The sequence below is a fragment of the Acinetobacter sp. Root1280 genome, assembly GCF_001425285.1.
GTDB lineage: Bacteria > Pseudomonadota > Gammaproteobacteria > Pseudomonadales > Moraxellaceae > Acinetobacter > Acinetobacter guillouiae.
This window is the reverse complement of record NZ_LMED01000006.1, coordinates 66,039-80,589: the sequence shown is the minus strand read 5'-3', so window position 1 is coordinate 80,589 and position 14,551 is coordinate 66,039. Positions and strand designations below refer to the sequence as shown.

Here is a 14,551-nt window from a genome sequence, read left to right as displayed (position 1 = left end):
TAATGAGTCAACTTCTCAAAGATAAAGTTGCATTTATCACAGGTTCAGCAAGTGGTATTGGTCTTGAAATTGCCAAAAAATTTGCCCTTGAAGGTGCAAAAGTGGTGATTTCGGATATGAATGCGGACAAATGTAATGAAGCAGTTTTAGCCTTAAAAACTGATGGATTTGAAGCCTTATCTGCACCTTGTGATGTTTCAGATGAAGAGGCTTATGCTGCTGCTATTGGTCTAGCACATAGCACCTTTGGTCATTTGGATATTTTGATCAATAATGCTGGTTTTCAGCATGTTGCTGCCATCGAAGAGTTTCCAACTGCCATTTATCAAAAACTACTAAATGTCATGCTGGTGGGTTCTTTTATTGGAATTAAACATGCATTTCCAATAATGAAGGCACAAAACTATGGCCGTATTATCAATATGGCTTCGATCAATGGTTTAATCGGCTTTGCTGGAAAAGCGGGTTATAACAGTGCCAAACATGGGGTGATCGGTTTAACTAAAGTTGCAGCGTTAGAATCTGCTCGTGATGGAATCACGGTCAATGCATTATGCCCAGGTTATGTCGATACACCTTTGGTACGTGGTCAAATTAAAGATTTAGCCAAAACCCGTAATGTCAGCGAAACAAGTGCACTTGAAGATGTCATTTTAGCTATGGTGCCACAAAAGCGCTTACTCAATGTTGAAGAAATTGCAGATTATGCCGTTTTCTTGGCGAGTGAAAAAGCGGCGGGCGTGACGGGTCAGGCAGTGGTTATGGATGGTGGTTATACCGCTCAATAATACAGTTGATGATTGCAATGATCATGAATTTATCTCTATGTAAATCAGCTAACCAGATGTAATACATATTCATTTGTAGGGGGGAATCCTCCCCTACTGTTTTTTAGTTTTTCTATCTTTAGTTTTTATCAAAGTGAAAGGCTCACTTTGTCATGTGTCATAACGAGACAATCCAACGTTCTCAGGTTATTCAAGGAAAATGAATATATGAAACCCATAAATAAAGTTGCCATTATTGGTACTGGTGTTATTGGTGCAAGTTGGGCAGCATTCTATTTAAGTAAAGGATTTCAGGTGAGTGCTTTTGATCCTGCAGCTGATGCAGAATTAAATTTAAAAAATAGAGTTCAGACCTATTTACTTGATCTATTCGAATTGGCTGAAGAGCAAACCACCTCTTCTGATCATTATGTTTTAGACACTTTAAAAAATCTCACTTTTTATCAAAATCTAGCAGATGCGGTAAAAGATGCCGATTTTATTCAAGAAAATGGTCCTGAGCGAATTGATCTAAAAAAAGACTTATATGCACAGCTCACTCAAAACTGCCCCAAAGATAGCATTATTGCCTCAAGTTCATCTGGCTTAAAAATCTCAGATATTCAACATGATTGTCTATATCCTGAAAGAATCGTACTGGGTCATCCTTTTAATCCGCCACACTTATTACCTTTGGTTGAGATTATTGGTGGAGAAAAAACCCAAGCCAACTATATCCATGATGCTTTTGAATTTTATAGATTATTGGGGAAAAAACCGATTTTAATTCAAAAAGAAGTCAAAGGGCATGTCGCCAATCGTTTACAGTCTGCAATTTGGAGAGAAGCATTTTATCTGGTTTCTGAAGGTGTATGTAGCGCAGAAGATATTGATATCGCCATCACCAATGGCCCCGGATTACGTTGGGCAATATTTGGTCCTTATTTAAATATGCAGTTGGCCAATCAACATGGATTTAAAGCCGCTATGCATCATTTAGGTGAACCAATGTCTGAATGGTGGGCAGATATGCACCCTTATACTTTATCTGAAGAAAAAATTGAGATGCTGAATGAAGAAACTCAGCAGTTTGTTAAAAAGCTAGGCGATAAAAATCTTCAATTACTTCGTGATCAGGCATTACTGCGATCTTTAAAGATGCGTAAAGAATTAGATTTGCCTTAATAGGGTTTTACAAAAGTGAGCTTCATTGATTCTCCAGAATTCTCATCTGGAGAATTTAGTCTTCAAAAATTTAGCCAAGGGAAACAGGATCATTGACCTTCCCGCTCCAAAATTGAATCAACATTTCAAAGCATCCCAAGCAACAATTTCAGACTGAACCTTGTTGCTTATTTTTGAATTACATCAAAAATGCCCAATAGCTTTTAGATTGTTCGAAAATTCGAATAGACATGCCAAGTTTCATATCATTATTCTTCTACTAAAAACAGCTATCGTTCTCTTATTCGCTACTTTAATCATTAAGTTGCCAAAATAAGGGAAGTATTATGCTAAGCAATAAAAATAAAGTTGTACTCATTACAGGCGCATCAGGTGGTATCGGTGCAGCATTGTCAGAACGATTAGCCAATGATGGATTTACTATCATTATAAACTATGCAGGTTCGGCTGAGCCTGCTGAAGCATTGGTCACTAAAATTGAAAACAATGCTGGCAGAGCAATTTCAATACAAGCAGATATTGCCGATCCGATTGCAGTCACCCGTCTATTTGATGTTGCAGAATCTACATTTGGCGGAGTCGCTATTCTGATAAATAACGCCGGTATCATGCAACTGGCCACTATTTCTGAAACGACAGATGATTTATTTGATCGTCAAATAGCAGTCAACCTTAAAGGCACATTTAATACGCTACGTGAAGCCTCTAAAAGACTGCGTGATGGTGGTCGAATCATTAACTTTTCTTCAAGCGTAACATCCATGTTACAGCCAACTTATGGTGTTTATGCAGCCACTAAAGCTGCGGTCGAAGCAATGACGTGCATTCTCGCCAAGGAACTACGAGGACGAAATATTACGGTCAATGCTGTTAACCCTGGACCGACAGCCACGAAGTTATTTTTAAATGGAAAATCAGAAGAAATGATTCATCAATTATCAAAAATGGCCCCATTAGAACGTTTAGGACAACCAGAAGACATTGCAGCTGTTGTTGCCTTTTTAGCGGGATCGGATGGCGCTTGGATCAATGGACAGATCCTACGAGCAAATGGTGGAATTATCTAAAAAGCTGAGGGTCTTTTGACAATTCATCCCATGTAAGCATTTTATTATTTATAAGGAATATCACAATGTCTAAACAAGTGATCTTAGTTACTGGCGCGTCATCAGGTTTTGGTTTAATGACTGCTAAATTATTGGCTCAAGCAGGTCATATAGTGTATGCCTCAATGCGTGAAACTTTAGCACGAAATGCACTTCGAGTTCGTGAAGTTAAAGATTGGGCCAAAGCAGAAAATGTTGATCTTCGAACTCTTGAGCTGGATGTTCAATCTGATGTTTCAGCTGAAACCGCTATTGCAAATATTTTAGCTGAGGCAGGGACTTTGGATATTATTATTCATAATGCAGGCCATATGGTTTTTGGCCCTGCTGAAGCATTTAGCCCTGAACAATTTATTCAGCAATATGACGTGAATGTTTTAGGGGCACAACGTGTTAATCGAGCAGCTTTACCTCATTTAAGAAAAATCGGTAAGGGCTTATTGATTTGGGTAGGTTCTACATCAACACGAGGTGGAACACCTCCCTTCCTCGCGCCATATTTTGCTGCCAAAGCAGCTATGGATGCTTTAGCAGTCTCTTATTCCACTGAGTTGGCATTATGGGGTAGTGAAACCACCATTATGGTTCCCGGTGCATTCACAAAAGGAACCAATCATTTTGCTCACTCCGGAAAGCCATCCGACAATACACGTGTAGCCGAATATGAGGCTGGCCCATATGCAGGTATTGCCGAAAAAGCATTACAAGGTTTAGCGAGTTTAGAACCCGCCGATGCGGATCCTGCTGAGGTGGCAAGGGAAATTGTACATATCGTTAATATGCCCTTTGGAAAACGCCCATTCCGCGTGCATGTTGACCCTTCGCAAGATGGCGCAGAGATAGTAAATGGCGTTGCAGATCGTATGCGACGTGAGATGTACCGTAATATAGGACTTGAAAACCTACTCAGCCCTGCAACAAAATAGTCGTCATATGTTCACGAGAATTATTAAAAAGCTCGTGAACAAAAAAACTAAATGAAAAATACAAACAATTCCTAATTCAAATGGTGACCCAATATGCGAACTTTCTATACGATTCTCATCGGTATAATGCTACTCCTTGCAATTCTTTTTATAAGTCGAATATTACGTGGTCGCTTTAGTCCAACATTATTTTTTATTCTGTTCATCTTGATGTGGTTTGCAGCAATGAGCTGGAATATGTATATGGGCATACAAGCAGGATATGCGTTTAAAGAAGAATTCTTAATATTTTTACTTAATTTTGGTATTCCTTCTCTTCTCGCAACTTACTTCATATATAAAAATAAAAGCTCTATTTAGCTTGCTAAGGTTAAAAAACCAGCATGTAAACAACTATAAAAACTAGTGATTACTTATTGTAAAGCACTCTCTAAAGAGAGTGCTTTTTGAGTTAATTTTTACTGGTTAAACATGATTAGGTATAGATTTAATCAAGTAAAATTAGCTTTCCTTTTTTCGATAAAGGCCGCAACACCCTCTTTATAATTGCCTGATTGTCCAGCAATACGTTGTAACTCTCGTTCCAACTGTAACTGTTCAGCCAAAGTATTTTGCGAGGCAGTATTTAAGGCCTTTTTAATTAGCGAAATCGAACTGCTTGGTTGCTCTGCCAAACGTTCCGCTAATTCAATCACGCTTTGGTCAAAAGCATCATCTTCATAGACCTCCCAAATAAGCCCCCAACTCAAAGCTTTCTGAGCAGATAGCTTATCCCCGAACATGGTCAAACCTTTGGCTCGGGCTAGCCCTACCAGATGTGGCAAATTCCACGTCCCACCTGCATCTGGGATTAAACCGACTTTGCAAAAAGATTGTATAAACGTAGCAGATTGCTTGGCCACAACAATATCGCATGCCAAAGCCAAGTTCGCCCCTGCACCAGCCGCTACGCCATTGACCGCAGCCACAACAGGTTTAGCCATATTGGAAATTTTAACGACTAACGGATTATAAAATTTTTCTAAGGCAGCACCTGCATCATAATCAGCTGCGCTTATCACCTCTTTATTTCTCGCTCTTAAATCCTGACCCGCACAGAAGCCCTTACCTGAACCAGAGATTACAATGGCTTTAATCTCAGTAGAAACCGCCCACAGGTCTAAAATTGCAGCAATTTCACGATGCATTTGCTCATTAAAACTATTGAGCACCTCGGGACGGTTTAAGGTTAAATAGCCCACCCGATTTTCCTGACGAATCAAAATATGTTGAAAATCCATTTATTTTTACTCATTTAAATAAAAAACAGCCTGACCCTGCTTAAAAAGCAAAGTCATCTTGTTCTAATTCCATTACCGCTTCAGCACCTGATGCAATAGCAGCCGCATGACTTTGGGTACGATGTAATAATTTTTGAAAGAAAAATTTCGCTGTGGTTAATTTAGCCTGATAAAAATTTTCGTCCTGCGTTGCTTGACTTAACTTTTCATCTGCTACTTGTGCCATACGTGCCCAAAGATAAGCAAACACGACATAGCTAGAGAAATACAGATAATCAACTGAAACAGCGCCAATTTCTTCTGGGTTTTGCTGTGCTTTTTGGGCAACACTGTCTGTAATTAATAACCACTGTTGCTTGAGTTCCGCCAGTTTTTCCAGATAAGCTACCAATACGGTATTTGATTGATTAGCTGCAATAAACTGCTCAATTAAATCAGTCATATTTTTTAATAGTTTGCCATCCGACTTGAGCACCTTACGTGCCAGCAAATCTAAAGACTGAATCTCTGTGGTTCCCTCATACAAGGTTGAGATACGGACATCACGAACAATTTGCTCCATGCCATGTTCAACAATAAATCCATGCCCACCAAAAATTTGTACGCCGTGTTTTGCCGCTTCATTGCCTGATTCAGTTAAAAAAGCTTTGGCAATCGGGGTTAAAAATGCCAACAATTCATCTGAGATTTTCTGTTGTTCAGGATCATTGGATGTTTCAACAATATCAACATGCTGAGCCAGAAAATATGCCAATGCGCGACCACCTTCAGAAAAGGCTTTTTGCGTCATTAACATCGAACGCACAGCTGGATGTACAATAATCGGATCAGCATTTTTATCTGGATATTTTGCACCTGATAAAGCGCGCATCGCCAAACGTTCTTTGGCATAACTCAATGCACCTTGAAATGAAATCTCCGAAGCCGCCAACCCTTGTACAGCTGTTCCAATACGTGCTGTGTTCATAAAGGTAAACATACAATTTAGCCCACGGTTTTCAGGACCAATTAAATAGCCCTTGGCCCCATCAAAATTTAAAACACAGGTTGCATTGCCATGAATCCCCATCTTGTGTTCAATCGCACTACAGATAACCTTATTGCGATCTTGGCAATCACCTGCATCATTGAGGTTATATTTTGGCACGATAAACAGTGAAATCCCTTTGGTCCCCGCAGGTGCTTGTGGTAATCGGGCTAAAACAATATGAATAATATTTTCTGACAGATCATGTTCCCCAGCAGAGATGAAGATTTTCTCGCCAGTAATTGCATAACTTCCATCTGGGTTTGGTTCGGCCTTGGTGCGGATCAAACCTAAATCTGAACCTGCATGTGATTCGGTCAGACACATTGTCCCTGTCCACACGCCACTAATCAGTTTGCTTAAAAATTGTTGCTTTTGTTCTGCTGTACCATGATGTTCAATGGTGCGCATTGCGCCATGCGATAAACCTGGATACATTGCCCAAGCCCAGTTAGAACCACACAGCATTTCTGAGATTGCAATACGCAATAATGTGGGTAGACCTTGACCGCCATATTCAGGATCCGCCGTCAGTGAGGTAAAACCCAATTCAGTATATTTATGATAAGCCTGTTTAAATCCCGCTGGGGTTGTAACAACACCCTGATTTAAATGACAACCTTCCTGATCACCATTTTGATTGATGGGTGCAAGCTCATTTTCACAAAAGTCTGCTGCGGCATCTAAATATTGATTGATCAATTCACGACTGACCGTTTCCTGATATTTGGGTAGTTTTTGGTAGTTTTCTTCTGTTTGCAGCATTTCATGCAATACAAATTGCATATCACGCAGTGGTGCTTTGTATAAAGGCATAGTGTTTCCCTTTCAGTTCTTCTGCCGATGATGCAGATAGAGATGATTTCCCTTGGATGACAATTTTATTTTACGATTGCTTAAAAATATCAAATAAATTTCTTATTGCAAAATTTATTTTCATTTTCATTAGATAAATTTATTCAAAAATACCACCAAAAATATGACAAACCGACACAACAAGCTGTATTTGAACAATAATATTTAAATAAATAAAAATTCAAGTATAATATTTGATTAAAAAATAATTTTGTATAGCAAAATATTATTTCGTAAAATTAAATTTTATAGTATGGTAATTAGATCGCTTAACACTCCAAGGATGATTTATGGATAACCCTCAATACACAGGTCTTGAATTCTTAACTGCTTTAAAAAATGGTGAAATTTCAGCGTCGCCCATGGCGCAAACCATTCCTATGCAGTTAATCGAAGTTTCTAAAGGCAAAGCGACGTATAAGGTTACGCCAAGTCAAGCGCATCGAAATATACAAGGAACAATCCATGGCGGTTTTTGTGCGACTGCTTTAGATACTGCAACGGGAAGTGCAGCACATACCTTGCTGGAACATGGCATGGGTTATGGCACGATTGATCTCAATGTGAAAATGATTCGCCCAATGCAGATCGATACCGCCTACTACGCACAAGCTGAACTGATTAATGCTGGACGTAATATCATTACCACAGAAGGTAAAATTGTGGATGAAAATGGCAAAATTTATGCTTTTGCGACGGCAACACTGATGATCATACGAAAATAATAAAAAGACTAAGCCCTTTTACGGCTTAGTCTTTTATCACTGTTTTCTTCATGACATAAAAATCTATTCGGTCAATTATAAAACTTAGAATTGCCATGGCTAAACCCACAGCCACACAGACACTCCATCCCCAATGTTTCCACGTGTAGACCGCAACCAAAGAACCCAACGCAGCACCACCAAAATACAATGTCATATAAATAGAATTAATTCGAGAACGTGCTTGTGCTGAAATTCGATAGACCAGATTTTGGTTAAGTACATGAAAGGCCGATAAACCAAAATAAGCCAAAATCACACCTCCTGCATAAGCCAGCAAAGACTGTTGGGCAAAAAACAGTGGAATCCATGCCAGTACCAATAACCACATACAAATCAGTGCAACTTTATTTTCCAATCCTTTGGCAATTTGTTTTCCCGCCCAAGGGGTTGCAAACACACCCGCCAAACCAACTATGCCAAATAAGCCAATTTGGAAATCATTAAAATGATAAGGCGCATTGGCAAGAATAAAAGTCATGGTGGTAAAGATCAACGCCAATATACCGAAGCCGATCCCACCTGCCAGACCGCGGCGAATTAAATGTGGCTGATCAACGGCCAATGTAAACAATGAACGATAAATTTGCAGCACTGTTAATTGATGAGATTTTCGAGCAACGGGTAATTTAAGCCACATCACTACTGCAAAAGCTAAAATCACCATACCACTGAGTAAATACACCGCATGCCATGACCAAACGGTCGAAAGTAAGCCTGCGATTGATCTGGCCAAGAGAATGCCTAAAAACAAGCCACTCATCAGTGTTCCGACAATTTGCGGGCTTTTTTGAGGGCTCGCCAAACCAGCAGCAAATGGCACCAAGACTTGTGTCGTAATCGAAAAGAAGGTGGCTAAAAAGGTAAAACCATACAATACGGGCAAGCTTTGACTTAAAGAAAGCCCGATCTGGGCAAAACCTGTGCAGCACATTAACAGACAAATATAGCTACGCTTTTCAAAAAAATCACCGAGCGGCACCAAGATAAACAGACCAACGGCATAAGAGAGTTGGCCGATCACAATTGTTAAAGCGACTTGTTCTGCATTGACCTGTAAGGCTTCTGCAATAGAATAAATCAAAGGCTGGTTATAATAGTTCGAACCTGCACAAATTCCACATGCCATTGCCATGATGAAAATAAAGCTTTTTGACAAGATATGCGTTGTGTCAGGTTGAACTATTTTTTCCATTGCGCAGCTCACCTTATTTTAGAATTTGTACATCGACACAAAGTTAATGCGAGAAACATCTGCTGTTCTTCCATCAAACACTTCACGCTTACCTTGATGATATTCCATACCAATATCAATTTGCTCAGCCGGTGAATAAAACAGATTAGCTGCATAATCCGTTAAGCGCTTATTTGCGTCAGGATTGAGTTTTGCATAGGCTGAATCATCATCAAAATCAAAAATTGATGCAGATAAATTTGCACGCCATTGCGGATTAAATTTATATGAATAGCCAATATTTAAGCTATTGAGTTTATTCATCTCTAAATCTGTTTTTTGCGCATTTAAAGAAAAATCACCTGCCGCATTTAAACTGGTTGCATTTGTCAGGCCAGTTTGTGTGGTATATGGCATGAATTTTTGATCACCCACGATATATTGATAATTCGCCTGTACAGATTGCGCTGGGCTTAGTTGGTATTTTAAACCAGCACCCGCGCCCCAACTGACTTTTTTAACCGTATCTTTCGCAACATCTACTGATTTTTCATTGACAAAACCTTGAACCAAAGCCGTTAAGGCACCTTCTTTTACCGTATATCGACCTGTCAATGTCGGGAATGCTGAAACCCGAGATCCAGTGTATTCCAATGCGACTTTTAAATCACTCTTGCCATTTATCTTCCAGTCATAGCGCACTTGAGGTGTACGGGTATAAGAGGTTCCCATAAACTGAGTATAATCGACGGACTCTGTACGTGTTTCCATATTGGACATCAAAGACCATGTTTGACCGAAAGTCCAATCTTTATAAGTAAAGAAAGCATGACGAATACGGAATTTACCATCGCCTGTACCCATGTTGGCACTGTCAAAGAAATCGGCTTCAATATTTCCTGTTACAGCCTTATCTGGACTGTTGAAATACACCCCGATTCGACTGGCATTGATCATGGCATCTGAGCGGGCATGATCGGAACGTTTGTCACTTTCAAACGGAGTACGGTTTATGCTATTGGTGGTTCTTCCTCCCGAATCTGGTGAGGACTTAAAATCAACTGCAGCATCAAGTCGGGCAATTCCATAGACTTTAACATTGTCTGTCCAAGTCACCCACGAAGGTGCAATTGGTTTCGCGGTTTCAAGTGCTTTATTTTTTTCTACATTTTCTTCAATTTTTGCTTGTTTGACCTGCAAATTATTTTGTGACAGCTTTTGAGCTTCGAGTTCTGCTTTGAGTTTTTGCAGCTCTGTCTCTAACAGATTAATCCGTTGTTCTGCTGTCACTGGTGAATTTGCAAAAATAGTCCCTGAAGCCACAGCGCAAGCTGTAGCTAAAATTAATTTTTTCATCTTTTAATCCTTAAAGAAGCTTTTTTTCCTACGCTTATAAACTAAGCGTCTCGTGCATCTATCAACGGGCAGCCCGTTACTGCCTGTAATTCATCAAAACTTAGTCCCGAAACCATTTCAGTGACATAGGCTTTGTGATCTTTTAATTCAATAATGCATAAATCGGTATAAATACGATCTACACACTGCTCGCCTGTAATGGGATAACTCAATGCATCGACAATTTTAGCTTCGCCCTTTTTGGTGACATGCTCCATATAGACATAAATTGACTTGGCACCCACCGCTAAATCCATTGCACCACCTACAGCGGGAACATCATCAGCTTTGCCAGTATGCCAATTGGCTAAATCGCCATTCACTGCGACCTGAAAAGCACCAATCACACAGATATCCAAATGCCCACCACGCATAATGTCAAAGGAATCTCCATGATGCATAAAGCAACCACCATCCAGCAAAGTGACTAATTCCTTTCCAGCATTGACCAAGTCCTCATCTTCTTCACCTGCTTTGGGTGGCGGGCCAAAGGCCAAAACCCCATTTTCTGAGTGTAGAAAGATTTCTTTGTCTTGAGGTAAATACTTCGCAACGTTGGTAGGTAAACCAATACCTAAATTGACATAAGCTCCTTCGGGAATATCCTGAGCAATCAACTGAGCGATATCTTCACGAGAACGTTTTTGAACTGACATTAGATATCTCCTACTTTGACAACATGCTGTACAAAAATCCCAGGTGTGATAATGCACTCAGGATCAAGGCTTCCTAGATCTACCGTATGATTCACTTGAACAATGGTTGTTTTTGCCGCTTTTGCCATAATCGGGCCAAAGTTCCGTGCTGCCTTACGATAGGTCAAATTCCCCCAACGATCGGCTTGATCGGCATAAATCAAAGCAAAGTCAGCTTCAAGCGGATACTCAAGTACATAGTTTCGACCATTAATGGTTCTGGTTTCTTTGCCTTCTGCGACTTTTGTGCCATAGCCTGTCGGTGTAAATATTGCACCTAGACCTGCACCTGCCGCTTGAATACGACAGGCTAAGTTGCCCTGTGGAACCAGTTCTAACTCAATCTTTCCTGCACGATATAAGTCTTGAAATACGGTCGAACCCGCTGACTTTGGAAATGAACTGATCATTTTTCTGACACAACCTGCAATGATCAGCTTGGTCAAACCACGATCACCAGAGGCAGCATTGTTATTGACAATGGTCAGCTCTTTTTTACCTAAATCGATCAAGGCTTCAATCAGTTCCGCAGGCTGACCTGTCACACCAAAACCACTGGTCATGATGGTTGCACCATCAGGAATTGCCTTTAAAATCGGTTCAATGTCACTGGTGATTTTATTTATCATTTCGCTTGTCCCTTTTCATCCTTAAATTGACGTGACAGGTCAAATTGTCACTCTGCCTTTTGCGGGTTAAATAGTCGGTCTTTAATAAATAACAATGGAATTACACCGCATATAAAGTACGCCCCAGCCATCACCAACAGTCCTAAACCAATCGAACCATGTTGTGATAAATAACCGATGGTTAATGGAGAGAAAATTGAAAGCACTTTACCGATGTTATACGCACCGCCAACCGCCGAGCCTCGAATTGAGGTTGGAAAACTTTCAGTCATATACGTAGCATTGATTGCATACGGTATGCCGTATAGAAAACCAAAGAACAGCATGAGCCATAAAATATTGGCAGGCGTGTTAAGGTAAACAATCACGGGAATAAATAGAGCTGTGCCAATTGTGCCGAATGCAAATACAGCGCGGCGACCCAATTTATCCGCAATAATCCCAGCAATAATTTTGGCAAACATCATGATTAAGAAAGTGCCGACCATATACATCGCCATTTCTTTAAACTTGATTCCTAGATCAGATTCCAAATAAGCCGGCAGCCAGTTACTCACACCGTAATAACCAAATTGCAAAGCACCGGTACTCAAAATCCACAGCACAAACATGGTGCCATGTTTCTTATCTTTCAAAATTTCCCAATACGGATTCTGACGTTTAACAGGCTGTGCATTTTGTGGCGTTGCAATGACTTTTAATTGGCGTGCTTTTTTCCATGACTCAGGCTCAGGTACGATAAAATGCATCAGTACTGATAAAATAATCGGGGTAATTGCAAGCCAATATAGGAAACGCCAGCCATGTTCAGGAATAATATGACCTGCCAATAAAGTCGCAAGTAAAGACCCCAAGGTATAGCCCGTCATCAGTGTTGCCAACACTGTAGAACGATGTTTGGTCGGCACCATTTCAGACATTAAAATATTACAGGCAATATAAAGTGCGCCTAAGCCCATTGCACCGACTGTTCTTAAAATCGCAAATTGCATATATGAATGCGTAAAACCCAATGCACAGGTCAGAACAGAAGAAAAAGCAATAAAGAATACAATCACGCGTACTCGGCCAAAGCGATCACAAGCCCATCCACCGACTAAACCACCCACGGCGGAACCTAACAGTGTCAAACTGCCCAAAGTTCCTGCTTGTACACCGCTCAGATGAAACTCAGCCTTTAAACTGGTCAAACTTAACGCTAAAAAGCCCAAATCTGCGCCATCACAAAGCAAAGTAAAAAATGCAAAGATAAAGGCCGTAATCCAAATCTTTTTGGGTGTCTGAATCACCTCTCCAGCCCCATTATTACCACTATTATTTTGTGTAACTGTTTCCGTTGTCATGTCCATATCCTCAGAAGGAATATGAGGCATCCCCTGCCTCATGGCATCTAATTGTTATTAGGCTGTAGCGTCCCTAATCATGTTTTTTGCGATAATCAATTGTTGAACTTGCGTGGTTCCTTCATATAAACGGAACAAACGTACATCACGATAAAAACGTTCAATGGCATATTCACTGATATAACCAGCACCACCGTGAATTTGTACGCAACGATCTGCGACCCGACCACACATTTCAGTGGCAAACATTTTTGAACAAGATGCTTCTGTACTAATTTTTTCACCATTATCACGGCGACGCGCAGCATCGAGCACCATACATTTTGCCGCGTAAATCTCAGCTTTTGAGTCTGCAAGCATGGCTTGGATCAATTGAAAATTAGCAATCGGCTGACCAAATTGTTTGCGCTCAATTGCATAGTGAAGTGCGTCATTTAACATCCGTTCAGCCACACCGACGCTATATGCACCAATATGTAAACGACCTTTATCTAAAACCTTCATGGCTGTTTTAAAACCAATACCTTCAATCCCACCAATCAGTGCTGATGCTGGAACGTGGCAGTTTTCAAAAATCACATCACAAGTATGAGAACCTTTTTGTCCCATCTTTTGATCGATTTTTCCCAAACTAATCCCAGGCGTATTGGCTTCAACTAAAAATGCAGAAATACCACTTGCGCCTTTAATATCAGGATTGGTCCGCGCCATCACGGTAAAAGTAGCAGCATGTGGTGCATTGGTAATAAAGCGTTTGGTACCATTTAAAACGTAAAAATCACCATCCTTGACTGCACTGGTTTTTAAAGAGGCGGCATCTGAACCTGCCTCAGGTTCGGTTAAGCAAAATGAACCAATAATTTCACCGCTGGCATAACGAGGAAGATATTTTTGTTTTTGTTCTTCTGTGCCATCAATCAAAATCGCACTTGAACCAATACCATTGTTGGTACCAATCAGTGAACGGAATGCTGGTGAAGTTTGTCCAAGTTCAAATGCAACATTCACCTCCTCTTCCATGGTAATTCCCAATCCACCATATTCTTCTGGAATGGTTAACCCAAACAAACCTAACTCACGCATTTGTTGCACGATATCTTCAGGAATTTTGTCCTGCTCGGCAACCTCATGCTCACGTGGAATCAATTCATTTTTTACAAAGTCACGAATTGTTGTGAGCAACTGTTGCAACATTCCTTCATCACGGATCATCTATGATCTCCCTTCTTTTGTAGCTTCATTGCATCCATCAGCTATTCCAGCTGGGTAATGGATACCCTGTTTTAAATCTTGTTTACTGCGAATGTGTTTCATAGTACGAGATTAAAAACACAAATTTCAAGCTTTTTTGAAAATTAATTTCATTAAGCGAAATTTTATACTCCACCAATATTAAATATCAATC

13 protein-coding genes are annotated in these 14,551 nt (G+C 40.2%); 5 read left to right on the top strand and 8 right to left on the bottom strand.

Annotation, left to right across the window (positions count from 1 at the left end; translation table 11 throughout):
• The first annotated feature begins 2 nt into the window (after window positions 1–2).
• The 4 genes from ASC84_RS07035 (at window position 3) to ASC84_RS07020 (ending at window position 3,984) form a co-directional block, all read left to right on the top strand.
• Complete coding sequence (locus tag ASC84_RS07035) at window positions 3–788, top strand: 3-hydroxybutyrate dehydrogenase (RefSeq protein WP_056512985.1); 786 nt, start codon at window positions 3–5, stop codon at window positions 786–788.
• 207 nt (window positions 789–995) lie between these two features.
• Window positions 996–1,952: a 3-hydroxyacyl-CoA dehydrogenase NAD-binding domain-containing protein gene (locus tag ASC84_RS07030; RefSeq protein ID WP_056512982.1), complete on the top strand. Its 957-nt coding sequence runs from the start codon at window positions 996–998 to the stop codon at window positions 1,950–1,952.
• A gap of 326 nt (window positions 1,953–2,278) precedes the next feature.
• Window positions 2,279–3,019, top strand: coding sequence for an SDR family oxidoreductase (locus ASC84_RS07025; protein WP_056512980.1), 741 nt, complete (start codon window positions 2,279–2,281; stop codon window positions 3,017–3,019).
• Window positions 3,020–3,084: 65 nt separating this feature from the next.
• Window positions 3,085–3,984 (top strand): SDR family oxidoreductase, encoded by a 900-nt coding sequence (locus ASC84_RS07020; protein WP_056512977.1) that lies wholly within the window; start codon window positions 3,085–3,087, stop codon window positions 3,982–3,984.
• Window positions 3,985–4,475: 491 nt separating this feature from the next.
• On the opposite strand, the gene paaG is transcribed toward ASC84_RS07020, so the two are convergent.
• The gene (gene paaG, locus ASC84_RS07010; RefSeq protein ID WP_056512972.1) at window positions 4,476–5,264 is read right to left on the bottom strand and encodes a 2-(1,2-epoxy-1,2-dihydrophenyl)acetyl-CoA isomerase PaaG; all 789 of its coding nucleotides are present in this window, start codon (window positions 5,262–5,264) and stop codon (window positions 4,476–4,478) included.
• 40 nt (window positions 5,265–5,304) lie between these two features.
• Window positions 5,305–7,107, bottom strand: coding sequence for an acyl-CoA dehydrogenase C-terminal domain-containing protein (locus ASC84_RS07005; protein WP_056512969.1), 1,803 nt, complete (start codon window positions 7,105–7,107; stop codon window positions 5,305–5,307).
• Window positions 7,108–7,436: 329 nt separating this feature from the next.
• On the opposite strand from ASC84_RS07005, the gene ASC84_RS07000 reads away from it, so the two are divergent.
• Window positions 7,437–7,871: a PaaI family thioesterase gene (locus tag ASC84_RS07000; RefSeq protein WP_004721448.1), complete on the top strand. Its 435-nt coding sequence runs from the start codon at window positions 7,437–7,439 to the stop codon at window positions 7,869–7,871.
• A 25-nt stretch (window positions 7,872–7,896) separates the two neighbouring features.
• Here ASC84_RS07000 and ASC84_RS06995 read toward each other — a convergent pair whose 3' ends face one another.
• The 6 genes from ASC84_RS06995 to ASC84_RS06970 are packed head-to-tail and all read right to left on the bottom strand — an operon-like array spanning window position 7,897 to window position 14,358.
• Window positions 7,897–9,105 (bottom strand): MFS transporter, encoded by a 1,209-nt coding sequence (locus tag ASC84_RS06995; RefSeq protein ID WP_056512968.1) that lies wholly within the window; start codon window positions 9,103–9,105, stop codon window positions 7,897–7,899.
• Between the two features lie 18 nt (window positions 9,106–9,123).
• Window positions 9,124–10,440, bottom strand: a complete 1,317-nt coding sequence (gene dcaP / locus ASC84_RS06990) for an outer membrane trimeric porin-like protein DcaP (protein ID WP_056512965.1) — start codon at window positions 10,438–10,440, stop codon at window positions 9,124–9,126.
• Between the two features lie 41 nt (window positions 10,441–10,481).
• Window positions 10,482–11,135, bottom strand: coding sequence for a 3-oxoacid CoA-transferase subunit B (locus ASC84_RS06985; protein WP_034614881.1), 654 nt, complete (start codon window positions 11,133–11,135; stop codon window positions 10,482–10,484).
• Complete coding sequence (locus ASC84_RS06980) at window positions 11,135–11,803, bottom strand: 3-oxoacid CoA-transferase subunit A (RefSeq protein ID WP_004721455.1); 669 nt, start codon at window positions 11,801–11,803, stop codon at window positions 11,135–11,137. Before ASC84_RS06980 ends, ASC84_RS06985 begins: the two co-directional genes overlap by 1 nt.
• A gap of 47 nt (window positions 11,804–11,850) precedes the next feature.
• Window positions 11,851–13,146: an MFS transporter gene (locus ASC84_RS06975; protein ID WP_016539715.1), complete on the bottom strand. Its 1,296-nt coding sequence runs from the start codon at window positions 13,144–13,146 to the stop codon at window positions 11,851–11,853.
• A 57-nt stretch (window positions 13,147–13,203) separates the two neighbouring features.
• The gene (locus ASC84_RS06970; protein ID WP_056512962.1) at window positions 13,204–14,358 is read right to left on the bottom strand and encodes an acyl-CoA dehydrogenase family protein; all 1,155 of its coding nucleotides are present in this window, start codon (window positions 14,356–14,358) and stop codon (window positions 13,204–13,206) included.
• Window positions 14,359–14,551: the final 193 nt, after the last annotated feature.